General features: G+C 50.4%; 18 protein-coding genes, 4 tRNA genes, 1 rRNA gene and 1 other RNA gene. 20 read left to right on the plus strand and 4 right to left on the minus strand.

The window, feature by feature from the left end; translation table 11 throughout:
* From rrf to birA, 3 genes are all read left to right on the plus strand, one after another.
* Positions 1-83, plus strand: a 5S ribosomal RNA gene (rrf, locus tag AAZT04_RS25485); the annotation flags it as partial.
* Positions 84-531: 448 nt separating this feature from the next.
* Positions 532-1,569, plus strand: coding sequence for a UDP-N-acetylmuramate dehydrogenase (gene murB, locus AAZT04_RS25490; RefSeq protein WP_434682290.1), 1,038 nt, complete (start codon positions 532-534; stop codon positions 1,567-1,569).
* A complete protein-coding gene (gene birA, locus AAZT04_RS25495; RefSeq protein WP_046374700.1) occupies positions 1,566-2,528 on the plus strand; it encodes a bifunctional biotin--[acetyl-CoA-carboxylase] ligase/biotin operon repressor BirA in 963 nt (320 codons plus the stop codon). Before murB ends, birA begins: the two co-directional genes overlap by 4 nt.
* Before the next feature lie 45 nt (positions 2,529-2,573).
* Here the strand turns inward: birA and coaA are convergent, their stop codons facing one another.
* Positions 2,574-3,524 (minus strand): type I pantothenate kinase, encoded by a 951-nt coding sequence (gene coaA, locus AAZT04_RS25500; protein WP_020828749.1) that lies wholly within the window; start codon positions 3,522-3,524, stop codon positions 2,574-2,576.
* 220 nt (positions 3,525-3,744) lie between these two features.
* Complete coding sequence (locus tag AAZT04_RS25505) at positions 3,745-4,293, minus strand: GNAT family N-acetyltransferase (protein ID WP_020828748.1); 549 nt, start codon at positions 4,291-4,293, stop codon at positions 3,745-3,747.
* A 398-nt stretch (positions 4,294-4,691) separates the two neighbouring features.
* On the opposite strand from AAZT04_RS25505, the gene AAZT04_RS25510 reads away from it, so the two are divergent.
* From AAZT04_RS25510 to AAZT04_RS25590, 17 genes are all read left to right on the plus strand, one after another.
* Positions 4,692-4,767: transfer RNA gene (locus tag AAZT04_RS25510), tRNA-Thr, on the plus strand.
* Positions 4,768-4,791: 24 nt separating this feature from the next.
* Positions 4,792-4,876 (plus strand) — tRNA-Tyr (locus AAZT04_RS25515).
* 46 nt (positions 4,877-4,922) lie between these two features.
* Positions 4,923-5,037: non-coding RNA, RtT sRNA (locus AAZT04_RS25520), on the plus strand.
* A 37-nt stretch (positions 5,038-5,074) separates the two neighbouring features.
* Positions 5,075-5,149: transfer RNA gene (locus AAZT04_RS25525), tRNA-Gly, on the plus strand.
* Between the two features lie 6 nt (positions 5,150-5,155).
* A tRNA-Thr gene (locus tag AAZT04_RS25530) sits at positions 5,156-5,231 on the plus strand.
* 109 nt (positions 5,232-5,340) lie between these two features.
* Positions 5,341-6,525, plus strand: a complete 1,185-nt coding sequence (gene tuf, locus AAZT04_RS25535) for an elongation factor Tu (protein WP_020828747.1) — start codon at positions 5,341-5,343, stop codon at positions 6,523-6,525.
* Positions 6,526-6,783: 258 nt separating this feature from the next.
* Positions 6,784-7,167 (plus strand): preprotein translocase subunit SecE, encoded by a 384-nt coding sequence (secE, locus tag AAZT04_RS25540; protein WP_020828746.1) that lies wholly within the window; start codon positions 6,784-6,786, stop codon positions 7,165-7,167.
* 1 nt (position 7,168) lies between these two features.
* Positions 7,169-7,714 carry a transcription termination/antitermination protein NusG gene (nusG, locus tag AAZT04_RS25545; protein WP_004953928.1) on the plus strand — a complete coding sequence of 182 codons (546 nt, stop codon included), beginning with the start codon at positions 7,169-7,171 and terminating at the stop codon, positions 7,712-7,714.
* A gap of 162 nt (positions 7,715-7,876) precedes the next feature.
* Complete coding sequence (gene rplK, locus AAZT04_RS25550; protein WP_015376316.1) at positions 7,877-8,305, plus strand: 50S ribosomal protein L11; 429 nt, start codon at positions 7,877-7,879, stop codon at positions 8,303-8,305.
* Between the two features lie 3 nt (positions 8,306-8,308).
* A complete protein-coding gene (rplA, locus tag AAZT04_RS25555) occupies positions 8,309-9,013 on the plus strand; it encodes a 50S ribosomal protein L1 (RefSeq protein ID WP_004953932.1) in 705 nt (234 codons plus the stop codon).
* A 330-nt stretch (positions 9,014-9,343) separates the two neighbouring features.
* Positions 9,344-9,841 carry a 50S ribosomal protein L10 gene (gene rplJ, locus AAZT04_RS25560; protein WP_020828745.1) on the plus strand — a complete coding sequence of 166 codons (498 nt, stop codon included), beginning with the start codon at positions 9,344-9,346 and terminating at the stop codon, positions 9,839-9,841.
* 62 nt (positions 9,842-9,903) lie between these two features.
* Complete coding sequence (rplL, locus tag AAZT04_RS25565) at positions 9,904-10,269, plus strand: 50S ribosomal protein L7/L12 (protein WP_012004743.1); 366 nt, start codon at positions 9,904-9,906, stop codon at positions 10,267-10,269.
* Between the two features lie 334 nt (positions 10,270-10,603).
* Positions 10,604-14,632, plus strand: a complete 4,029-nt coding sequence (gene rpoB / locus AAZT04_RS25570; RefSeq protein ID WP_020828744.1) for a DNA-directed RNA polymerase subunit beta — start codon at positions 10,604-10,606, stop codon at positions 14,630-14,632.
* A 118-nt stretch (positions 14,633-14,750) separates the two neighbouring features.
* A complete protein-coding gene (gene rpoC, locus AAZT04_RS25575; protein WP_020828743.1) occupies positions 14,751-18,971 on the plus strand; it encodes a DNA-directed RNA polymerase subunit beta' in 4,221 nt (1,406 codons plus the stop codon).
* Positions 18,972-19,142: 171 nt separating this feature from the next.
* Positions 19,143-19,589 carry a GNAT family N-acetyltransferase gene (locus AAZT04_RS25580; protein WP_046374699.1) on the plus strand — a complete coding sequence of 149 codons (447 nt, stop codon included), beginning with the start codon at positions 19,143-19,145 and terminating at the stop codon, positions 19,587-19,589.
* Positions 19,589-20,053, plus strand: a complete 465-nt coding sequence (locus AAZT04_RS25585; protein ID WP_020828741.1) for an oxidoreductase — start codon at positions 19,589-19,591, stop codon at positions 20,051-20,053. The genes AAZT04_RS25580 and AAZT04_RS25585 overlap by 1 nt, the downstream gene beginning before the upstream one ends.
* Position 20,054: 1 nt before the next feature.
* On the plus strand, positions 20,055-21,347 hold the full coding sequence (locus AAZT04_RS25590; protein WP_048759441.1) for a sensor histidine kinase: 1,293 nt from the start codon (positions 20,055-20,057) through the stop codon (positions 21,345-21,347).
* On the opposite strand, the gene AAZT04_RS25595 is transcribed toward AAZT04_RS25590, so the two are convergent.
* The gene (locus AAZT04_RS25595) at positions 21,315-22,058 is read right to left on the minus strand and encodes a helix-turn-helix domain-containing protein (protein ID WP_258090781.1); all 744 of its coding nucleotides are present in this window, start codon (positions 22,056-22,058) and stop codon (positions 21,315-21,317) included. The genes AAZT04_RS25590 and AAZT04_RS25595 overlap by 33 nt on opposite strands.
* Positions 22,059-22,453: 395 nt before the next feature.
* The gene (locus AAZT04_RS25600; RefSeq protein WP_230090449.1) at positions 22,454-22,927 is read right to left on the minus strand and encodes an acyl-CoA thioesterase; all 474 of its coding nucleotides are present in this window, start codon (positions 22,925-22,927) and stop codon (positions 22,454-22,456) included.
* Positions 22,928-23,228: the final 301 nt, after the last annotated feature.

Consider the following 23,228-nt stretch of genomic DNA (forward strand, 5'->3'; position numbering starts at 1 on the left):
CCCATGCCGAACTCAGAAGTGAAACGCCGTAGCGCCGATGGTAGTGTGGGGTCTCCCCATGCGAGAGTAGGACACTGCCAGGCATCAATTAAGCCAAGAGGCCATCCGCAAGGATGGCCTTTTTGCTGTGTGCGAAAGAAAAAAGGCGCAGCCAGGCTGGGTCTTGCTAGCCGGTAATCTGCACTTTCCTACGAATAAATTCCTGCCAGTTATATTCGCGATTATAAATATGGTTAATGTTTAAAAAACATAACTGTTTTCGGATGAATGTAAATCAGCCCTAATTGGATTGGTTTGGCTCTCAACAATAAGTGCACCCACCAAGAAAAACTTTTATTAATCATCTTAACCATTATCTCTAATGTATTACCTAATTAATTTATATAGAAATTACCTTATAAAACAATTAGAAATATTTCATCTATGGATGATCTCCAGATAAAAGCAATATCAATGAAAACAAATATTAGTCTGACGTACCGAATCGAGTAGACTAGGTGGAGGTTCATTTCCGTATAGGTATTTATCGTTATGTCTACTGAAAGCGCGTCATTAAAAAACCACAATACCTTTGCGCTCCCGGTCAACGCAGCGCATCTGGTCATTGCCAACACTATCGAATTAATGATCAAGGTTTGGCAGAAAACGCAGAAGCGCCAAGAGCCGCTGCTGGTACTCGGTGAAGGAAGTAACGTCCTGTTTCTTGAAGACTTTGCCGGTACGGTCATGATCAATCAATTGAAAGGCATTGATATCAGAGAAGAAAAGGATGCCTGGTTCCTCCACGTCAGCTCAGGTGAAAATTGGCATGGCCTGGTTTGTCGGACCCTGGATATCAGCATTCCTGGCCTGGAAAATTTGGCTCTGATCCCTGGCCTGGTCGGCTCTGCCCCCATTCAGAATATCGGCGCCTATGGCATCGAGCTCAAAAGCGTATGTGACTACGTTGATCTGTTGGATCTGAGTACGGGAGCCATCGATCGCATTTCAGCGTCAGATTGTGGGTTTGGCTACCGTGAAAGCATTTTCAAACATCATTTTCAGAAGGGGCACATCATTGTTGGCGTAGGCTTGCGCCTGAACAAACAATGGAACCCGATGCTTAATTATGGCGATCTGGCAAAACTGGATCCGCAAACGGTGACCCCACGTCAGGTCTTTGATTCAGTGTGCGCCATGCGTCGCAGTAAGCTGCCGGATCCTAAGGTGATGGGTAATGCCGGTAGTTTCTTCAAAAATCCGTTGGTCAGTAGTGAAAAGGCCGCTGCGCTGATGCTCGAATATCCTGGTATGCCGCATTACCCACAGCAGGATGGTCAGGTGAAGCTGGCAGCTGGCTGGTTGATCGATCAGTGTGAGCTGAAAGGCTATCGTATTGGCGGTGCGGCGGTACATAGTCAACAGGCGCTTGTTCTGGTTAATGTGGATAGTGCCACCAGTCAGGACGTGGTCACCTTGGCACGCCATGTGCGTAATACCGTAGCGAAAAAATTTGATGTCTGGTTAGAGCCAGAAGTACGCTTTATCGGTAAGGATGGCGAGTTGAATGCCGTAGAGGTTCTGTCATGAAGGATACCAAAGTTCCCCTCAAGCTGATTGCAATACTGGCCGATGGTGGTTTCCATTCAGGCGAGCACCTTGGTGAATTACTGGGGATGAGCCGCGCAGCCATTAACAAGCATATACAGACCATCCGTGAGTGGGGTCTGGACGTGTTTACCGTACCCGGAAAAGGCTACAGTCTGCCTGCTCCAATCCAATTGCTGGATGCCGAACGTATTCTCAGCCAATTGGCAGATAAGCGTGTCACCGTGCTGCCGGTCGTGGATTCTACCAACCAATACCTATTGGAGCGTATTGCTGAGCTGCAGTCGGGTGATGCCTGTGTCGCTGAGTATCAGCAAGCCGGGCGTGGTCGACGTGGACGCCAATGGATATCTCCATTTGGCGCCAATCTCTATCTTTCAATGTTTTGGCGCCTCGAGCAGGGGCCTGCCGCCGCAATGGGTCTGAGCCTGGTGATTGGTATAGTGATGGCCGAAGTGTTGCAAGGCCTCGGCGCGCAGGATGTCAGAGTCAAATGGCCGAATGATTTATATCTTAACGATCGTAAGTTGGCTGGGATCTTGGTCGAATTGACAGGGAAAACCGGTGATGCGGCACAGCTGGTCATCGGTGCAGGTATCAATTTGGCGATGCGTGAAACTAATGCCAATGCCATTAATCAAGGCTGGATAAACCTGCAGGAAGCGGGGATTAATATCGATCGCAATGAGCTGGCCGCGACTTTGCTTAATGAGCTACGCCAATCGCTGCGTCAGTTTGAGATTGAGGGTTTGACTCCCTTTATTTCACGCTGGCATGCGTTGGATAACTTTATTGACCGGCCTGTTAAGCTATTAATCGGTGAGCAGCAAATATTCGGCACTGCTCGCGGTATCGATCAGCAAGGGGCATTATTGCTTGAGCAAAATGGTGTTATTAAGCCATTCATTGGCGGGGAAATATCGCTACGTAGTGCAGAGTAAATTATTATTAATAAGGGGCTCTAAGGCCCCTTGTCGCTAATGAAATTACTTTCTCAAACGAACACTCTCGACTGCATGATTAGCGCTTTTGGTCATAATCAGGCTCGCACGTTCGCGTGTTGGAAGGATATTTTCCTGTAAATTCAATCCATTAATTTCATTCCACAGCTGAGTGGCTATATTAACAGCCTCAGGTTCTGGCAGCTTGGAATAGTTATGGAAATAAGAATCAGGATTAGAAAACGCTCCCTGACGGAATTTAAGGAACCGGTTAATGTACCAGGACTGTAACAGTTCTTCCGGTGCGTCGACATATATAGAGAAATCAACAAAGTCAGAAACAAATACGCGATGCGGATCATGAGGATAGTCCATACCGCTTTGTAAAACGTTGAGCCCTTCCAAAATAAGAATATCCGGCTGCTCGATGACTTTATTTCCTTCAGGAACAACATCATAAATCAAGTGGGAATATACCGGAGCAGTGACGCGTTTGGCGCCGGATTTCACTTCAGAAACGAACTTGACCAGGCTGTGCATATCGTAAGACTGCGGGAAACCTTTTTTCTTCATCAGCCCGCGTTCGTTCAACACTTTATTGGGATGCAGGAAACCATCAGTGGTTATCAGCTCAACGCTACGGTGTTCCGGCCAACTGCTAAGCAATGCCTGTAATAAACGTGCGGTGGTACTTTTGCCTACAGCAACGCTGCCGGCGATGCCGATAACGTAGGGGATTTTTTGTCCATCGGTTCCGAGAAATTGCTCGAGTACGGCCTGACGGCGCAGGTTGGAACTGATATAGAAGTTCAGCAACCGCGACAGCGGCAGATAAATCTGAGCCACCTCTTCCAAAGAGAGATCTTCGTTAATCCCTTTCAGTTTAACAATCTCTTCTTCTGACAGTGTCAGCGGCACCGAATCTCGCAACGCAGCCCACTGGGTACGATCGAACTGAAGATAGGGCGTCGCTAAAGATTGATCTCTTTTTATCATAAGCCAAATTCTGCCTGTTAACGCAGGTTGGGAAAGGCGCCGGACGCCAACTCCAGATAATAAACAAGCTGCATATTATAGACAGCTTCGTTTTTGGCGTAGACTTTTTTCGCAAAAGTTATCGATTGGCGGCAGTTTATGTCAATTGTGAGAAGCGGCGCGCAGTTGATGGCAGAGGCGTTGCAAAGCGGTATCGCTAGGAAATGATACCGCTTTCATGCTAGCTGGCGATGGCAGGGGAGGTTTGGTTAACCGCGAACAGGCGTTTGTAGTAAATGACTGTCGGGTGATAGTAGCCATCGGGTGCGGCGGCATAGTCAGGTAACTCTCCGAGACAGCGATAGCCCAATGAGCGATACAGCGCCTCTGCAGCGGACCCTGCCTGCGTGTCGAGATAAAGCAGGCCGCGCTGTTGCTGAAGTGCTGACTGTTCCAATGCTTTCATCAGGGCTTGTCCGACACCGTTACGACGTGCCCGGCTGTGGACTAATAGTTTTTGTACTTCAGCCCTGTTGCGTCCATTCGGTTTCTGGCACAGCTCCAGTTGTACTGTGCCAATGACGCCGCGCTCGTCTCTGGCAATCCACAACAACAGCTCTCCTTTGGCCAAGGCAGGCCTCAGGCTGTGGAAGTAACTCTCGGCGTCTTCATGCGGGATCAGTGTGTCGTAGCCCACTGAGGCCCCATGCGTTACCGCATCGGTCAACAGGCGAGCCAGTTCATTTCGGTAAATGGGCAGCGTGGCGGCATTAATCAGGACAATTTTCATCGGTCATTCCTCCTGGGTGAGGGGGTAATGAAGACAAGCAATAATTGCGCCAGAGCGGTGGTGGGTGCTGTGGCAGCGAAAGCGGTGAGAAATAATGATAGTTGATGTCATTACGTGGGGCACTCATCCCTTTTTTGGTGCATCGATATCACTCACAGTTTCCTGTTTTGGGTTTACGGATTTGAGATAACGGGCACGGGGAAAGAAAGGGTCAATACTTGCAAAAAGTGGATTAAATTGTAGAGAATGATGCCTGCAGTTGATGAATCTTTGCACGCTACGCGCAGTAAATTGCAAGACACCGTGCAAAATTGGGTGATTTGTGAGCGAAAGTGCAACTAACGCAATTTTTTTGTTGCATAGGTCGTCCGGTCTACCTAGAATGCGCTGCACTTGATGCCGGCTTAGCTCAGTTGGTAGAGCAACTGACTTGTAATCAGTAGGTCACCAGTTCGATTCCGGTAGCCGGCACCAATCAAGTCACAGTAGTTAAAATCTGGTGGGGTTCCCGAGCGGCCAAAGGGAGCAGACTGTAAATCTGCCGTCACAGACTTCGAAGGTTCGAATCCTTCCCCCACCACCATATCTTGCCTTAGGCAGTTAACTGGCCAGCGATAATCTCGCAACGGTTGACTTGCAGAAGGAGAAGGTGAAAGCCTTCGCAAGGTTCGAGTTGTACAGCGCATAGCGCAAACAACTCGAAGGGTGAGAGTTAAGCGATAAACAATCCTTCTCCTCCCTTAAAATTCTACAGAAAAGTCAGGTAGCCGAGTTCCAGGATGCGGGCATCGTATAATGGCTATTACCTCAGCCTTCCAAGCTGATGATGTGGGTTCGATTCCCACTGCCCGCTCCAAGATGTGCTGATATAGCTCAGTTGGTAGAGCGCACCCTTGGTAAGGGTGAGGTCGGCAGTTCGAATCTGCCTATCAGCACCACTTCTTATTATCTCGCCCCCTGATTTTCTTTCTGTTCTGGATTCAACAAGCAAATGCTTGGTTGATGTGGTGATACCACCGATTTATCCGTGTCTTAGAGGGACAATCGATGTCTAAAGAAAAGTTTGAACGTTCAAAACCGCACGTTAACGTCGGTACTATCGGCCACGTTGACCACGGTAAAACTACCCTGACTGCAGCAATCACCACCGTTCTGGCTAAAACCTACGGCGGTTCTGCACGTGCTTTCGACCAGATCGATAACGCGCCAGAAGAAAAAGCTCGTGGTATCACCATCAACACTTCTCACGTTGAGTATGACACCCCGACTCGTCACTACGCGCACGTTGACTGCCCAGGGCACGCCGACTACGTTAAAAACATGATCACCGGTGCTGCTCAGATGGACGGCGCTATCCTGGTTGTTGCTGCGACTGACGGCCCAATGCCTCAGACCCGTGAGCACATCCTGCTGGGTCGTCAGGTTGGCGTTCCTTTCATCATCGTATTCATGAACAAATGCGACATGGTTGATGATGAAGAGCTGCTGGAACTGGTAGAAATGGAAGTTCGTGAACTTCTGTCTGCTTACGACTTCCCTGGTGATGACCTGCCGGTTGTTCGTGGTTCAGCGCTGAAAGCACTGGAAGGCGAAGCTGAGTGGGAAGCTAAAATCATCGAGCTGGCCGGTTACCTGGATTCTTACATCCCAGAACCAGAGCGTGCTATCGACAAGCCGTTCCTGCTGCCAATCGAAGACGTCTTCTCCATCTCCGGTCGTGGTACCGTTGTTACCGGTCGTGTTGAGCGCGGTATCGTTAAAGTTGGCGAAGAAGTTGAAATCGTTGGTATCAAAGACACCGTTAAGTCTACCTGTACTGGCGTTGAAATGTTCCGCAAACTGCTGGACGAAGGCCGTGCTGGTGAGAACGTTGGTGTTCTGCTGCGTGGTATCAAGCGTGAAGACATCGAACGTGGTCAGGTACTGGCTAAACCAGGTTCAATCAAGCCACACACCAAGTTCGACTCAGAAGTGTACATCCTGAGCAAAGAAGAAGGTGGTCGTCATACTCCATTCTTCAAAGGCTACCGTCCACAGTTCTACTTCCGTACAACTGACGTGACCGGTACCATCGAACTGCCAGAAGGCGTTGAAATGGTAATGCCAGGTGACAACGTGAACATGGTTGTTACCCTGATCCACCCAATCGCGATGGACGACGGCCTGCGTTTCGCAATCCGTGAAGGCGGCCGTACCGTTGGCGCTGGTGTTGTTGCCAAAGTTATCGCTTAATCGCTGATAACGTTTGACGCGACACGCGGTAAAAGGGCATCATTTGATGCCCTTTTTCTACGCTGTGAACTAGAACCTATCTCATCAGCGATTTTGCAGTCATAATCATTGGTGAGATGGGCTCTTAAAGCCGTATTGACTGAGATACGTCATAGCGTAAAACACCGAAATGCTGCCGAGCGGCATTTGATCGGTTTGGTTTGTCTTGCTGTGCGAGGCAAAGTTGTCTGTTCTGAATTCATTGTGACAGGTTGGTTTATGAGTGCGAATACCGAGGCTCAAGGGAGCGGGCGCGGCCTGGAAACGGCTAAGTGGCTGATCGTCGCCGTTCTGTTGGTTGTAGCGATTGTCGGTAACTATTACTACCGTGATTTCAGCCTGCCATTACGTGCGCTGGCTGTTGTAGTGGTTATCGCTGTTGCTGGCGCTGTAGCGCTGATGACCACCAAAGGCAAGGCCACCGTTGCGTTTGCACGCGAAGCGCGCACTGAAGTGCGCAAGGTGATCTGGCCAACTCGTCAGGAAACGCTACACACCACGTTGATCGTTGCCGCGGTAACTGCCGTGATGTCACTGATTCTGTGGGGCCTGGACGGTATTTTGGTCCGTCTGGTATCGTTTATTACTGGCCTGAGGTTCTAAAATGTCTGAAGCTCCAAAAAAACGTTGGTACGTCGTTCAGGCGTTTTCCGGTTTTGAAGGTCGCGTAGCGCAATCGCTGCGTGAGCACATCAAACTGCACGATATGGAAGAACTGTTCGGCGAAGTGATGGTACCTACGGAAGAAGTTGTTGAGATCCGTGGTGGCCAACGTCGTAAAAGTGAACGTAAATTCTTCCCGGGCTATGTCCTGGTCCAGATGGTAATGAACGACGCCAGCTGGCACCTGGTGCGTAGTGTTCCGCGCGTAATGGGTTTCATCGGCGGTACCTCTGACCGTCCGGCACCGATCAGCGATAAAGAAGTTGATGCGATTATGAACCGCCTGCAGCAGGTGGGTGATAAGCCGCGTCCTAAAACGTTGTTCGAACCGGGTGAACTGGTCCGTGTTAACGATGGTCCGTTTGCTGACTTCAACGGTGTTGTTGAAGAAGTGGATTACGAGAAGAGCCGCCTGAAAGTTTCCGTTTCCATCTTTGGCCGTGCAACGCCGGTGGAACTGGACTTCGCTCAGGTTGAAAAAGGCTGATCAATTAATCAGCAGCGAGTGGCTTTTGCCGCTTGTCAGAGGCGCGAAATTGAACTATAATTTCGCGCCTTTTGTTTTTATAGGCCTTGCTCATTGAGTTGAGCGGGGTGAAACACGGGGAGCCTCTATTGAGGCGATATTACCCAAACCGAGGAATTGTAAATGGCCAAGAAAGTACAAGCCTACGTTAAGCTGCAGGTTGCAGCCGGTATGGCTAACCCAAGTCCGCCAGTTGGTCCAGCTCTGGGTCAGCAAGGCGTTAACATCATGGAATTCTGTAAGGCGTTCAATGCTAAGACTGACAGCGTTGAGAAAGGTCTGCCGATTCCGGTTGTTATTACCGTTTATTCTGATCGCTCCTTCACTTTCGTTACCAAAACCCCGCCAGCAGCAGTTCTGCTGAAAAAAGCGGCTGGTATCAAGTCTGGTTCTGGCAAGCCGAACAAAGACAAAGTAGGTAAAGTGACTCGTGCTCAGGTACGTGAAATCGCAGAAACCAAAGCTGCGGACATGACTGGTTCTGACGTTGAAGCGATGACTCGCTCCATCGAAGGTACTGCTCGTTCCATGGGCCTGGTAGTGGAGGATTAAGAAATGGCTAAGCTGACCAAGCGCATGCGCGTGATCCGTGACAAAGTTGATGCTACTAAACAGTATGACATCACCGAAGCTGTTGCTCTGCTGAAAGAGCTGGCCACCGCTAAATTCGTAGAAAGCGTTGACGTTGCTGTTAACCTCGGCATCGACGCTCGTAAATCTGACCAAAACGTTCGTGGCGCTACCGTTCTGCCAAACGGCACCGGTCGTTCCGTTCGCGTTGCCGTATTTGCCCAGGGCCCTAACGCTGAAGCTGCTAAAGCTGCTGGCGCAGAGCTGGTAGGTATGGAAGATCTGGCAGACCTGATCAAGAAAGGCGAAATGAACTTCGACGTTGTTATTGCTTCCCCGGATGCAATGCGCGTTGTTGGTCAACTGGGCCAGATCCTGGGTCCACGTGGCCTGATGCCAAACCCGAAAGTGGGTACCGTTACTCCGAACGTTGCTGAAGCAGTGAAAAACGCTAAAGCAGGTCAGGTTCGTTACCGTAACGACAAAAACGGCATCATCCATACCACTATCGGTAAGGTTGATTTCGAGTCAGACAAGCTGAAAGAAAACCTGGAAGCCCTGCTGGTTGCGCTGAAAAAAGCAAAACCATCTCAGGCGAAAGGCGTGTACATCAAGAAAGTTAGCCTCTCCACCACCATGGGTGCTGGCGTTGCTATCGATCAAAGCGGCCTGACTGCTGTAGCGAACTAATCGCCCTGCGATTATCGCTTTGACTTGGGGCTAAGGTTCGTCTAGAATCTTATGCCCCAAGGTTTTGCTATTGGCAATAGCCATAGTGGAACAAAGATTTTTCGGTTGGAGCCTGGCCTATCCAGGCCTCCGTCCAAGACCGCAGGTGTATCGAAAGGTACTTAATCCTTCCTGCGTAGACGGTGACAGAGCCTAAAGAAAATTTTTAAATTGTCTTTGCTGGATTCTGCTCACCGTGTTTGAACGCTCTCGCTGCGTGATTTATCACAAGGTGTTGAGTGATGTGAGTGCTGGGGATTTCCCCCGGCTAAATCCAGGAGCAAAAAGCTAATGGCATTAAATCTTCAAGACAAACAAGCGATTGTTGCTGAAGTCAACGAAGTAGCCAAAGGCGCGCTGTCTGCGGTTGTTGCGGATTCCCGTGGCGTTACCGTTGATAAAATGACTGAACTGCGTAAAGCAGGTCGTGAAGCTGGCGTTTACATGCGTGTTGTTCGCAACACCTTGATGCGTCGCGTAGTTGAAGGCACTCCATTCGAATGCCTGAAAGACACGTTTGTCGGTCCTACCTTGATTGCATTCTCTAACGAACACCCGGGCGCTGCTGCTCGTCTGTTCAAAGAGTTCGCGAAAGCGAATGCAAAATTCGAGGTTAAAGCTGCGGCCTTTGAAGGTGAGCTGATCCCTGCGGCACAAATTGACCGCTTGGCAACTCTGCCTACTTACGATGAAGCAATCGCACGCCTGATGGCAACCATGAAAGAAGCCGCTGCCGGCAAATTGGTTCGCACTCTGGCTGCACTGCGCGATCAGAAAGAAGCGGCATAAGCCCTCTTTCTTAGCCTTTGCTTACGTATTTAAACTATTTCTGAATTTTAGGAACATTTGTTATGTCTATCACTAAAGACCAAATTATCGAAGGCGTTGCAGCTCTGTCTGTAATGGAAATCGTTGAACTGATCGCCGCTATGGAAGAGAAGTTCGGTGTTTCTGCTGCTGCTGTAGCTGCAGGTCCTGCTGCTGCTGCTGAAGCTGTTGAAGAAAAAACTGAATTCGACGTTGTACTGAAAGGTATCGGCGCGAACAAAGTTGCAGTAATCAAAGCAGTACGTGGCGCAACTGGCCTGGGTCTGAAAGAAGCTAAAGACCTGGTTGAGTCTGCACCAGCAGCACTGAAAGAAGGCATCAGCAAAGACGACGCTGAAGCACTGAAAAAAGCTCTGGAAGAAGCTGGCGCTGAAGTTGAAGTTAAATAAGCCACTGCTTTCTGAGTGCAGTCTGTTTTAACTAACAGACTGATGGCTGGTGACTTTTTGGTCACCAGCCTTTTTGCGCTGTAGGGCGTCAGTAGAGTTTCACACTGTTTGGCTACTGACTAACCCCAATATTTCTTTCTATCGACGACTTAATATATTGCCCTCCCTGCCGCAGCAAAATCTGCCGTACAGCGCAACGAAATGATTTAAGCGTGATAGAAACGAGTATTGCGGAAAGTGTTCCCGCTTTCCGGTCGACAAAATGGTGTTGCGTGAACCGTCCTATATCCGGACGGACAGATAGGTTCGACTTTCCAGCGAGCTGAGGAACCCTATGGTTTACTCCTATACCGAGAAAAAACGTATTCGTAAGGATTTTGGTAAGCGTCCACAAGTTTTGGACATACCATATCTCCTTTCTATCCAGCTTGATTCGTTCCAGAAGTTTATCGAGCAAGATCCAGAAGGGCAGTACGGCTTAGAAGCCGCATTCCGTTCTGTTTTCCCTATCCAGAGCTACAGTGGCAATTCGGAGCTGCAATACGTTAGCTACCGTCTTGGTGAGCCGGTCTTCGACGTCAAAGAGTGCCAGATCCGTGGTGTGACGTTCTCTGCACCGCTGCGCGTAAAACTGCGCCTGGTAATCTACGAGCGTGAAGCTCCGGAAGGTACGGTCAAAGACATCAAGGAACAAGAAGTCTATATGGGCGAGATTCCGCTCATGACCGAAAACGGCACCTTTGTGATCAACGGTACTGAGAGGGTTATCGTATCTCAGCTTCACCGTAGTCCTGGCGTATTCTTCGACAGCGATAAGGGTAAAACCCACTCTTCGGGTAAAGTGCTGTATAACGCACGTATCATCCCTTACCGCGGTTCATGGTTGGATTTCGAGTTTGACCCGAAAGACAACCTGTTTGTACGTATTGACCGTCGCCGTAAATTGCCTGCGACCATCATTCTGCGTGCATTGAACTACACCACTGAGCAGATCCTTGACCTGTTCTTTGCGAAAGTAGTTTTCGAGATCCGTGATAACAAGCTGCAGATGGAGCTGGTTCCAGAGCGTCTGCGTGGTGAGACTGCTTCGTTTGATATCGAAGCCAACGGCAAGATCTACATTGAGAAAGGCCGTCGTATCACCGCTCGTCATATCCGTCAGCTCGAAAAAGACGAAATTCATAGTATTGAAGTACCGGTCGAGTACATCGCGGGCAAAGTGGTCGCGAAGGACTATATCGATACCAATACCGGTGAGCTGATCTGCGCAGCCAACATGGAGCTGTCGCTGGATCTGCTGGCCAAACTGAGCCAGTCAGGCCACAAGCGTATTGAAACGCTGTTCACCAACGATCTGGACCACGGTGCGTACATCTCTGAGACCGTACGTGTCGATCCAACAAGCGATCGTTTGAGCGCGCTGGTAGAAATCTACCGCATGATGCGCCCTGGTGAGCCGCCAACGCGCGAAGCTGCCGAAAGCCTGTTCGAGAACCTGTTCTTCTCTGAAGACCGCTATGATCTGTCTGCGGTTGGTCGTATGAAGTTCAACCGTTCTCTGCTGCGTGACGAGATCGAAGGTTCGGGCATCCTGAGCAAAGACGACATCATTGAAGTGATGAAGAAGCTCATCGATATCCGTAACGGTAAAGGCGAAGTGGACGATATCGACCACTTGGGCAACCGTCGTATCCGTTCCGTCGGCGAAATGGCTGAGAACCAGTTCCGTGTAGGTCTGGTACGTGTTGAGCGTGCGGTAAAAGAACGTCTGTCCCTGGGCGATCTGGATACCCTGATGCCACAGGACATGATCAACGCCAAGCCGATTTCGGCGGCGGTGAAAGAGTTCTTCGGCTCCAGCCAGCTGTCTCAGTTTATGGACCAGAACAACCCGTTGTCCGAGATCACGCACAAGCGTCGTATCTCTGCATTGGGCCCAGGCGGTCTGACCCGTGAACGTGCCGGCTTTGAAGTTCGAGACGTACACCCGACTCACTACGGTCGTGTGTGTCCAATCGAAACGCCGGAAGGTCCAAACATCGGTCTGATCAACTCCTTGTCCGTGTACGCACAGACAAACGAGTATGGCTTCCTGGAAACTCCGTACCGCCGCGTGCGTGACGGTTTGGTTACCGATGAAATCAACTATCTGTCTGCTATTGAAGAAGGCAACTTCGTTATCGCTCAGGCGAACTCCAACCTGGACGAAGACGGCCGCTTCATAGAAGACCTGGTCACCTGTCGTAGCAAAGGCGAATCAAGCCTGTTTAGCCGCGATCAGGTTGACTATATGGACGTATCAACCCAGCAGGTTGTTTCCGTTGGTGCCTCACTGATTCCATTCCTGGAACACGATGACGCCAACCGTGCATTGATGGGTGCGAACATGCAACGTCAGGCGGTTCCAACCTTGCGTGCTGACAAGCCGCTGGTAGGTACCGGTATGGAACGTGCTGTAGCGGTTGACTCCGGTGTTACTGCCGTAGCTCGCCGTGGCGGTGTGATCCAGTACGTGGATGCTTCCCGTATCGTTATCAAAGTTAACGAAGACGAGATGCACGCGGGCGAAGCAGGTATCGATATTTACAACCTGACCAAGTACACCCGTTCTAACCAGAACACCTGCATCAACCAGATGCCGTGTGTGAATCTGGGTGAGCCAATCGAGCGCGGCGACGTGCTGGCAGATGGCCCGTCCACTGACCTGGGTGAACTGGCGCTGGGCCAGAACATGCGCGTGGCGTTCATGCCGTGGAACGGCTACAACTTCGAAGACTCCATCTTGGTGTCCGAGCGTGTAGTTCAGGAAGATCGCTTCACTACCATCCATATCCAGGAACTGGCGTGTGTGTCTCGCGACACCAAGTTGGGGCCTGAAGAGATCACTGCCGACATCCCTAACGTGGGTGAAGCTGCGCTCTCCAAACTGGATGAATCCGGTATCGTGTATATCGGTGCTGAAGTAACCGGTGGTGACATTCTGGTCGGTAAGGTAACGCCAAAAGGTGAAACCCAACTGACGCCAGAAGAGAAACTGCTGCGTGCGATCTTCGGTGAGAAGGCATCTGACGTTAAAGATTCCTCTCTGCGTGTACCAAACGGCGTTTCCGGTACGATTATCGACGTGCAGGTCTTCACCCGCGATGGCGTGGAAAAAGACAAGCGTGCGTTGGAAATCGAAGAGATGCAGCTGAAGCAGGCGAAGAAAGACCTGACTGAAGAACTGCAGATCCTGGAAGCTGGCTTGTTCACGCGTATCCATGCGGTGCTGGTTGCCGGCGGTGTCGAAGCTGAGAAGCTGAGCAAACTGCCACGCGATCGCTGGCTGGAACTGGGCCTGACCGACGAAGAGAAGCAAAACCAGCTGGAACAGCTGGCAGAGCAGTACGACGAGCTGAAATCCGACTTCGAGAAGAAGCTGGACGCCAAGCGTCGTAAGATCACCCAGGGCGATGATCTGGCACCAGGCGTGCTGAAAATCGTTAAGGTTTATCTGGCCGTTAAACGTCAGATCCAACCGGGTGACAAAATGGCAGGCCGCCACGGTAACAAAGGTGTTATCTCCAAGATCAACCCGATCGAAGATATGCCTTACGATGAAAACGGCACGCCGGTTGACATCGTACTGAACCCGCTGGGCGTACCATCACGTATGAACATCGGTCAGATCCTGGAAACCCACCTGGGTATGGCTGCGAAAGGCATTGGTGAGAAGATCAACCAAATGCTCAAGCAGCATCAGGAAGTGGCCAAGCTGCGTGAGTTCATTCAGAAGGCCTACGATCTGGGCGACGACGTCTGCCAGAAAGTTGACCTGAACACCTTCACCGACGACGAAGTCCTGCGTCTGGCAGAGAACCTGAAAAAAGGTATGCCAATCGCAACGCCGGTGTTTGATGGTGCGAAAGAGACTGAAATCAAGCAACTGCTGGAAATGGGCGGGATCCCAACCTCGGGTCAGATTACGCTGTTCGATGGCCGTACCGGTGAGCAATTTGAGCGCCAGGTTACCGTTGGCTATATGTACATGCTGAAACTGAACCACTTGGTTGACGATAAGATGCACGCCCGTTCAACCGGTTCTTACAGCTTGGTTACTCAGCAACCGCTGGGTGGTAAGGCGCAGTTCGGTGGTCAACGCTTCGGTGAGATGGAAGTGTGGGCACTGGAAGCATACGGCGCGGCTTATACCCTGCAGGAAATGCTCACCGTTAAGTCGGATGACGTTAACGGCCGTACCAAGATGTACAAAAACATCGTGGATGGCGATCACCGCATGGAACCAGGCATGCCGGAGTCCTTCAACGTACTGTTGAAAGAAATCCGCTCGCTCGGTATCAACATCGAACTGGAAGACGAGTAATCGTTTTTCCAGCTCAGGCTCCCGGCCTTAGGGAGCCTGAGGGTGGTTGTTCAGGTCACACGGGTGCGCGATTTGTCAGCGTGCACCCAACAGGTTTAACTCCGACAGGAGCCAATCCGTGAAAGACTTATTGAAGTTTCTGAAAGCGCAAACTAAGACCGAAGAGTTTGATGCGATCAAGATTGCTCTGGCATCGCCAGACATGATCCGTTCGTGGTCGTTCGGTGAAGTTAAAAAGCCGGAAACCATTAACTACCGTACGTTCAAACCAGAACGTGACGGCCTTTTCTGCGCCCGTATCTTCGGGCCGGTAAAAGACTACGAGTGCCTGTGCGGTAAGTACAAGCGCTTAAAACATCGCGGCGTGATCTGTGAGAAGTGCGGCGTTGAAGTGACCCAGACCAAAGTACGCCGTGAGCGTATGGGCCACATCGAGCTGGCTTCACCGACTGCGCACATCTGGTTCCTGAAATCGCTGCCTTCGCGCATCGGTTTGCTGCTGGATATGCCGCTGCGTGACATCGAACGTGTACTGTACTTCGAATCCTATGTGGTTGTTGAAGGCGGTATGACTAACCTCGAGCGTCGTCAGATCCTGACTGAAGAGCAGTATCTGGATGCGCTGGAAGAGTTCGGTGACGAATTCGACGCCAAGATGGGTGCGGAAGCTATTCAGGCCCTGTTGAAAAACATGGATCTGGAAGCCGAGTGCGAGCAGCTGCGTGAAGAGCTGAACGAAACCAACTCCGAAACCAAGCGTAAGAAGCTGACCAAGCGTATCAAGCTGCTGGAAGCGTTCGTGCAGTCTGGCAACAAGCCAGAGTGGATGATCCTGACCGTGCTGCCGGTACTGCCGCCGGATCTGCGTCCGCTGGTTCCTTTGGATGGGGGTCGTTTCGCGACTTCAGATCTGAACGATCTGTATCGCCGCGTGATCAACCGTAACAACCGTCTGAAACGCCTGCTGGATCTGGCTGCGCCTGACATCATCGTGCGCAACGAAAAGCGTATGCTGCAAGAAGCGGTAGATGCCCTGCTGGATAACGGCCGTCGCGGTCGTGCCATCACCGGTTCCAACAAACGTCCTCTGAAATCTTTGGCCGATATGATCAAAGGTAAACAGGGTCGTTTCCGTCAGAACCTGTTGGGTAAACGTGTTGACTACTCTGGTCGTTCTGTAATCACCGTAGGTCCATACCTGCGTCTGCATCAGTGCGGTCTGCCTAAGAAAATGGCACTGGAGCTGTTCAAACCGTTCATCTACGGCAAATTGGAGCTGCGTGGCCTGGCCACCACCATCAAAGCCGCCAAGAAAATGGTTGAGCGCGAAGAAGCTGTCGTTTGGGATATCCTGGACGAAGTTATCCGCGAACACCCGGTACTGCTGAACCGTGCACCAACCCTGCACCGTTTGGGTATCCAGGCGTTTGAACCGGTTCTGATCGAAGGCAAGGCAATCCAGCTGCACCCGCTGGTTTGTGCGGCATACAACGCCGACTTCGATGGTGACCAGATGGCTGTTCACGTACCGTTGACGCTGGAAGCTCAGCTGGAAGCGCGTGCGTTGATGATGTCTACCAACAACATCCTGTCACCTGCGAACGGCGAGCCAATCATCGTTCCTTCTCAGGACGTTGTATTGGGTCTGTACTACATGACCCGTGACTGTGTTAACGCCAAAGGCGAAGGCATGGTGCTGAGCGGCCCGAAAGAAGCGGAGCGTATTTACCGCGCCGGTCTGGCTTCTCTGCATGCGCGTGTCAAAGTGCGTATCACCGAAGAGATCAAAAACACTGAAGGCGAGTCTGTACACCAGACTTCGATCATCGACACTACCGTTGGTCGCGCCATCCTGTGGATGATCGTGCCGCGCGGTCTGCCGTACTCGATCGTTAACCAGCCTTTGGGCAAGAAAGCTATCTCCAAGATGCTGAACACCTGTTACCGCATCCTGGGCCTGAAGCCGACCGTTATCTTTGCTGACCAGATCATGTACACCGGTTTTGCTTACGCAGCCCGTTCAGGCGCTTCCGTAGGTATCGACGACATGGTTATCCCGGCCAAGAAAGCGGAGATCATCGAAGAAGCGGAAACCGAAGTTGCCGAGATCCAGGAGCAGTTCCAATCTGGTCTGGTTACTGCCGGCGAACGCTACAACAAAGTGATCGATATCTGGGCTGCGGCAAACGAACGTGTTGCTAAAGCGATGATGGAAAACCTGTCGGTTGAAGACGTGGTTAACCGTGACGGCGTTGTGGAACAACAAGTTTCCTTCAACAGCATCTTTATGATGGCCGACTCCGGTGCGCGTGGTTCCGCCGCTCAGATTCGTCAGCTGGCCGGTATGCGTGGTCTGATGGCGAAGCCGGACGGCTCCATCATCGAAACGCCAATCACCGCGAACTTCCGTGAAGGTCTGAACGTACTCCAGTACTTCATCTCCACGCACGGTGCTCGTAAAGGTCTGGCGGATACCGCACTGAAAACGGCTAACTCCGGTTATCTGACCCGTCGTCTGGTTGACGTGGCGCAGGACTTGGTAGTTACCGAAGACGACTGTGGTACTCACAACGGCATCATGATGACTCCGGTTATCGAAGGTGGTGACGTTAAAGAGCCACTGCGCGAACGCGTTCTGGGTCGTGTGACAGCAGAAGATGTTATCAAGCCGGGTACGGCTGACATCCTGGTGCCACGCAACACCCTGCTGAACGAGAAGACCTGTGACCTGTTGGAAGAAAACTCTGTCGACAGCGTTAAAGTCCGTTCCGTAGTGAGCTGTGAAACCGACTTTGGTGTGTGTGCAAACTGCTATGGTCGCGACCTGGCACGTGGTCACATCATCAACAAAGGCGAAGCTATCGGCGTTATCGCGGCACAGTCAATCGGTGAGCCGGGTACACAGCTGACGATGCGTACGTTCCACATCGGTGGTGCGGCATCTCGTGCGGCTGCTGAATCCAGCATCCAGGTGAAAAACAAGGGTAGCCTGAAGCTGAGCAATGTGAAGTTCGTAATGAACGCCGCAGGCAAGCTGGTGATTACCTCTCGTAACACCGAACTGAAGCTGATCGACGAATTCGGCCGTACCAAAGAAAGCTACAAAGTGCCTTATGGTGCCGTGATGGGCAAAGGTGACGGTGCAGAAGTTAACGGCGGCGAAACCGTTGCTAACTGGGATCCGCACACCATGCCAGTTATCACCGAAGTGAGTGGTTTCATCCGCTTCGCTGATATGGTTGACGGCCAGACCATTACACGCCAGACCGACGAACTGACCGGTTTGTCTTCTCTGGTTGTACTGGACAGCGCAGAGCGTACCGGTAGCGGTAAAGACCTGCGTCCGGCACTGAAAATCGTTGATGCCAAAGGCGACGACGTGTTGATCCCAGGTACTGATATGCCTGCTCAATACTTCCTGCCAGGTAAAGCGATTGTGCAGCTGGAAGACGGCATTCAGATCGGTGCGGGTGATACCCTGGCGCGTATTCCTCAGGAATCCGGCGGTACCAAGGATATTACCGGTGGTCTGCCACGCGTTGCGGATCTGTTCGAAGCACGTCGTCCGAAAGAGCCTGCAATCCTGGCTGAAATCAGCGGGATTATCTCGTTCGGTAAAGAGACCAAAGGCAAACGTCGCCTGGTCATCTCTCCACTGGACGGCAGCGACGCTTACGAAGAGATGATTCCAAAATGGCGTCAGCTCAACGTGTTTGAAGGCGAAGTTGTGGAGCGTGGTGACGTTGTTTCTGACGGCCCAGAATCTCCGCACGACATTCTGCGTCTGCGTGGTGTGCATGCGGTTACCCGCTACATCACCAACGAAGTGCAGGAAGTTTACCGTCTGCAAGGCGTTAAGATTAACGATAAACACATTGAAGTTATCGTTCGTCAGATGCTGCGTAAAGGCACCATCGTCAGCGCAGGTGGCACCGAGTTCCTGGAAGGCGAGCAGGCTGAAGTGTCACGCGTTAAGATTGCCAACCGTCAGCTTGCTGCTGAAGGCAAAATCGAGGCAACCTTCTCACGCGATCTGCTGGGTATCACCAAGGCTTCCTTGGCGACCGAGTCCTTCATCTCCGCAGCATCGTTCCAGGAAACGACGCGCGTTCTGACCGAAGCGGCTGTTGCCGGTAAGCGTGATGAACTGCGTGGCCTGAAAGAGAACGTCATCGTGGGCCGTCTGATCCCAGCCGGTACCGGTTACGCTTATCATCAGGACCGTATGCGCCGTAAAGCACAGGGTGAAGTGCCAGTTGTTCCGCAGGTGAGCGCGGAAGAAGCAACGGCTAACCTGGCTGAACTGCTGAATGCAGGCTTGGGCGGCAACAACGATTAATCGTTGAATGCACTCGGGATCCGGCTTGCCGGTTCCTTGCCAGATAAACCGCTCCTCCGGGGGCGGTTTTTTTTTGCCCGCTCCGGCAGGGGGAATCTTTGCTACTATGAATAAACCCAAAATAATGGCTAAAATCACCTGCGTGCTATTACAACCAAGGATTGTACAGATATGGACAGCCTGATCACCTTCGAGAAACTTACGGCAAAACACCTGCCTTACCTGTATGAAATTAGATTCTCCGTCGAAGAGAACCCGCTTCACCCTCACCAGATCCAATATCTTCATAGGACCCAGGCACTGGATGATATCAATCAGGGTGGTGGTTGGATTTGTAAGTGCGGTGATGATTACGCCGGCGTAGGTTTCGGGCTCTTTATTCCTGAACCCTTGATCGGTGGGCTGTTTGTTAAACCGGAATACCAGTCGAAGGGGATTGGTTCTGCCTTACTGAATGCAGTAACGGCATGGTTATTCGAAAATAGCGCTCAAGAGATTCATCTCACTACCGATCCGGGATCGAAGGCTGAAGCGTTTTATCAGCGGCGCGGGTGGGTTGCCATTGGCAAGGATGAGTTTGGTCAGGCGGAGCTGGTTAAACGTAAAGGTGATAAGTAATGAAAATCAAAGGATTGATAGCATTATTTCTGATGTCTCTGTTTAGCGCTCCACTCTATGCTGGCGTTGATTATTTTTATCTTAAAAAGAGCGATGGCGAAAAGGTTAAGATTACGCTAAAGGCGTTAGAGGCGATGCCATCTTCTTCGATTAAAACCTCTACCAATTTCACTCCTGAGGCCGTTTTTACCGGCGTTGAGTTTGGCGTGCTGGCAAAGGAATATGGCCTGACGGGAAGTAAGGTTCGCGCTTTTGCCTGGGATGATTATTCATACTCAATGCCCGTTGCTGAGTTGGCTAAATACAAGGTTATTATCGCCTATAAGAAAAATGGCGAGCTTATGGACGTCGCACAGTTAGGGCCTTTTGCGATTATCTATCCTCGTGATAGCCACCCAGAGTTGAACAATATTGATGTGAACGCAAAAACCGTTTGGCAGATAAAGATGCTAGAGGTTAAGTGAAATGAGCAAAAAATTTATCGGGACGCTTGTCGCTCTGGTTGCAGTGTTGGTGCTCTTAGTTTTACTGATTGCCACCAATTTCGGCAATGTGAAAGAGCGATACAAGCAGATTGAGCCCAATCTCGATAATTACTCCGTTGCTGAAATCCTCTTTTTGTCATTTGAAAGGACAAAAACCGCATTGCTGCTGGGCGATGAGGATAACTACGACGCTTTTATGCTCAAAAAGAAAATATTTGCATCAAAAATTGCCATTCTTGAGGGGCGCTCGACGTTCAGCGATGCTTTTTATTATGATGAAGAATTTATAAAAACCATTGCGGTTTTGAAGCAGCAGTATGCTGAGCTGGATCAACTTAGCGTTGAGTTGTTAAACGGCACCAAAAACAGAGCCGATATACTCTCCTTTATGGACGAGATGGAAATTACCCTGGTCGATATTCAAGAGATAATCTACAAAATACAGATAAGGAATTTCACCGAGGTTAAAGACATTATCAAAGATAATTCAGGTAAAGCCGAGCTGTTTGCTATTATTTCACTGGTGCTGATTTTCTTGATGATGTTCCTGATTTTGAAGCATGCGTTTTCACTGAAGGAGATAGTTAAGAATAAGAATATCTTTATTTCTTCCATTTACCATGAGATAGCCGGCTCAACGCAGGCCATCGTGATTGCGGCAGACATCATGGAGCATGAGTTGGTGCAGGATGAGTTAAAAAAAGAGGCCAGGCTCATCTCGCATCACGGCAATAAAATTGCAGAGCAAACGCGTGAGGTCATGGATTACTCACGGCTTGAAATGGGGGAAGTAAAGGTCAATGATTCTCTGTTTTCACTCAATGAGGTGGTTGACGATGCTGTTGCTGCGGTGGGTGGGGACGGTCGCAATAAATTTATTGTCCGGCATTCGTCTTATTCAGGGGAAGTTCATTCCGATAAATACAAGTTATATCGAATAATCGTCAATCTGTTGGGTAATGCCGATAAATATACCCATTGCGGCTTGGTAATTCTGAATGTGAAGGTTTGTCACGGTCGTCTTTATCTTCTGGTAAAGGATAACGGTATCGGCTTTAACGTGAAAAATATTAACAGATTATATAAAGCATTTAATCAAGGGGTGGAAAGAGAGACGCGACAGGGGCTGGGCTTGGGCCTGACCATTATAAAGAACTATGTGACCAGGATGAAGGGCACCCTCAGAGTGAAATCAGTTGAGGGTAAAGGCTCGTCATTTCTCATTTGCTTGCCAATAAAATCAGTTGAAAAACAAATGGGAAAGCAACAGTGAAGAAATAATCAGCGGCTTGGCTGGTTTCTCAATCAAATGCACGTCGTAGTTTAATATCATATCGCCGATGTTTTTCTCATAGTGGTGTAACTGACCTGTCAGGATGATGATTTGTGCATGGGTATCCACTCGGTCTTTTATCTTTTCTACGACCTTTTCTGATGTCTCGCCAAAGTCTAACAGCCAATCAAGGATAAAGGCCTCGTAGGTATGTTGCTCCAGGCTATCGATGATCGCCTTAGCGGTTGGAAAAGTCTCTGTTTCGATACCGTAGCGGGTGGTGATTTTTTTTAGCAACTCCAGGATGTCTTGGTCATTGTCGAGGATGGCAATTCTGGGTGCTGGAAGAAAGTCTATTTTCCTGACCTTATACAGCTCTGCGCCTGCGCTTTTATCTCTGCCGGTGTTAATAATAAAAAGATCGTCTTTTCTGAACGCATAGGTTTCCCCGTCCTCAATGCTGTCTACCGGCTTGTCATCAACCTCGATATTGCACCGTTTATGTATGCTGTTCATGATAAACACGCAGTTGTGGGCTCTGCGTCCTTCAAACGATTCATTGAAGTATTGAAATACCCTTTTTATCTCGTCGAGAGTGATGCCTCTTTTACCGTCCAGCTTCTGCTTGGCGCTGTTATATTGAAGGTTCAGAATGCTTGCCATGGTTGATGCGTGCTTTCTGTCACCTACCCCTTTCTGGGCCAGCAACATACTGATTGCCTCTGCGTAATTTGGCGTTTTTTTCATGATCACCTCGATTTTTCTGATGTTGACCACGAGCATTTGCTGTCCCGAGGTTGCCTGCTGGCTCGATTATAGATGAAGTCAGGATGGCTGCGGCGATATCCGTTTGATTTTCATGACTAAACTCAAATTACACTCAATATCACTCAAAAAAACACTCAAAAGACATTCACATTTTATCGTTGATATGATTAATTAGCTCTTATATGTGCGATTCGCGTTCCTGGGGGGGCTGCCTGTCTCACAGAATAAGCTGCCTGCTCTTGTCTTCAAGCTAGGGGCAGGCAGCAAAAAAAGATACACGGCCGACGCCAGGGCCATTGCAGCATCAGGGACTCATCACATCACCGCGGCGCAGGTGGTCACACCTTGCTCGCCTGTTGATATTGCCGCACGCTTTCTGCTACTTCTTCTGGCGCCACTACGCCCTCTTTCCCGACTACGACTGCCTGTGACGTGCCCAGTGCCACAATCCGATCGCCGACACTGAAAGTATGAGTCGCATAAAAGTAACGATCGTCCCAGTGAGTAATGGTCATACTGACTTGATAACGTTGGAAGGGCTGCAGCGCCTTTTTGTAATTCATATTCAGTTGACTGACGATCGGCGACCAACGCCGCTTGAGCATCAGCTTCATTAATCCGGTTCGAATAAACATATCCACCCGATTGAGGTCGCACACCGTCAGGTAGCGGCCATTATTCATGTGCAGATTGATATCGATATCATTTAGCCAAACTCGAGTTTGCAGGGTGCTGGTCAGGTCATCCATTGACATGCGCGCTTTCCAGCGTGACGAGATAAAGATCCAAATCAGTCGCAGGTACAGGTTCATGGTTATTATTCCGCCGGGGGTGAGAGGTTAAATGTGGTCCAACCAGTTGGCTTTGTCAAAATCCCCGAACCACGTTGATGAGTGAGCAAACCGAAAAGGAAGGCCCGGATCGCGCGGGAGGGTATCCGGCACGATCCGGGGATGGGTAAGGCGGGGCCATTGAGAAGGTAACGGCCCCGGCCGGCGCCGGGTTTGGCGGCCGGCAGAGGGACTATAGCCGGTGTGATTTTCGGCACCAGCTTGGTTGATAGACTTTGCGCAGTCTATCTTTGGATTTCCCTGCAATGGTTAATGGGTTGCA

This window comes from Serratia sp. Je.1.23.a (genome assembly GCF_051129805.1).
Lineage (GTDB): Bacteria > Pseudomonadota > Gammaproteobacteria > Enterobacterales > Enterobacteriaceae > Serratia > Serratia liquefaciens.

Bases quoted from the DNA above. Each gene is read 5' to 3' on its own strand.
- murB (WP_434682290.1), top strand. From the start codon at position 532: ATGTCTACTGAAAGCGCGTCATTAAAAAACCACAATACCTTTGCGCTC.
- birA (WP_046374700.1), top strand. From the start codon at position 1,566: ATGAAGGATACCAAAGTTCCCCTCAAGCTGATTGCAATACTGGCCGAT.
- coaA (WP_020828749.1), bottom strand. From the start codon at position 3,524: ATGATAAAAAGAGATCAATCTTTAGCGACGCCCTATCTTCAGTTCGAT.
- AAZT04_RS25505 (WP_020828748.1), bottom strand. From the start codon at position 4,293: ATGAAAATTGTCCTGATTAATGCCGCCACGCTGCCCATTTACCGAAAT.
- tuf (WP_020828747.1), top strand. From the start codon at position 5,341: ATGTCTAAAGAAAAGTTTGAACGTTCAAAACCGCACGTTAACGTCGGT.
- secE (WP_020828746.1), top strand. From the start codon at position 6,784: ATGAGTGCGAATACCGAGGCTCAAGGGAGCGGGCGCGGCCTGGAAACG.
- nusG (WP_004953928.1), top strand. From the start codon at position 7,169: ATGTCTGAAGCTCCAAAAAAACGTTGGTACGTCGTTCAGGCGTTTTCC.
- rplK (WP_015376316.1), top strand. From the start codon at position 7,877: ATGGCCAAGAAAGTACAAGCCTACGTTAAGCTGCAGGTTGCAGCCGGT.
- rplA (WP_004953932.1), top strand. From the start codon at position 8,309: ATGGCTAAGCTGACCAAGCGCATGCGCGTGATCCGTGACAAAGTTGAT.
- rplJ (WP_020828745.1), top strand. From the start codon at position 9,344: ATGGCATTAAATCTTCAAGACAAACAAGCGATTGTTGCTGAAGTCAAC.
- rplL (WP_012004743.1), top strand. From the start codon at position 9,904: ATGTCTATCACTAAAGACCAAATTATCGAAGGCGTTGCAGCTCTGTCT.
- rpoB (WP_020828744.1), top strand. From the start codon at position 10,604: ATGGTTTACTCCTATACCGAGAAAAAACGTATTCGTAAGGATTTTGGT.
- AAZT04_RS25580 (WP_046374699.1), top strand. From the start codon at position 19,143: ATGGACAGCCTGATCACCTTCGAGAAACTTACGGCAAAACACCTGCCT.
- AAZT04_RS25585 (WP_020828741.1), top strand. From the start codon at position 19,589: ATGAAAATCAAAGGATTGATAGCATTATTTCTGATGTCTCTGTTTAGC.
- AAZT04_RS25590 (WP_048759441.1), top strand. From the start codon at position 20,055: ATGAGCAAAAAATTTATCGGGACGCTTGTCGCTCTGGTTGCAGTGTTG.
- AAZT04_RS25595 (WP_258090781.1), bottom strand. From the start codon at position 22,058: ATGTTGCTGGCCCAGAAAGGGGTAGGTGACAGAAAGCACGCATCAACC.
- AAZT04_RS25600 (WP_230090449.1), bottom strand. From the start codon at position 22,927: ATGAACCTGTACCTGCGACTGATTTGGATCTTTATCTCGTCACGCTGG.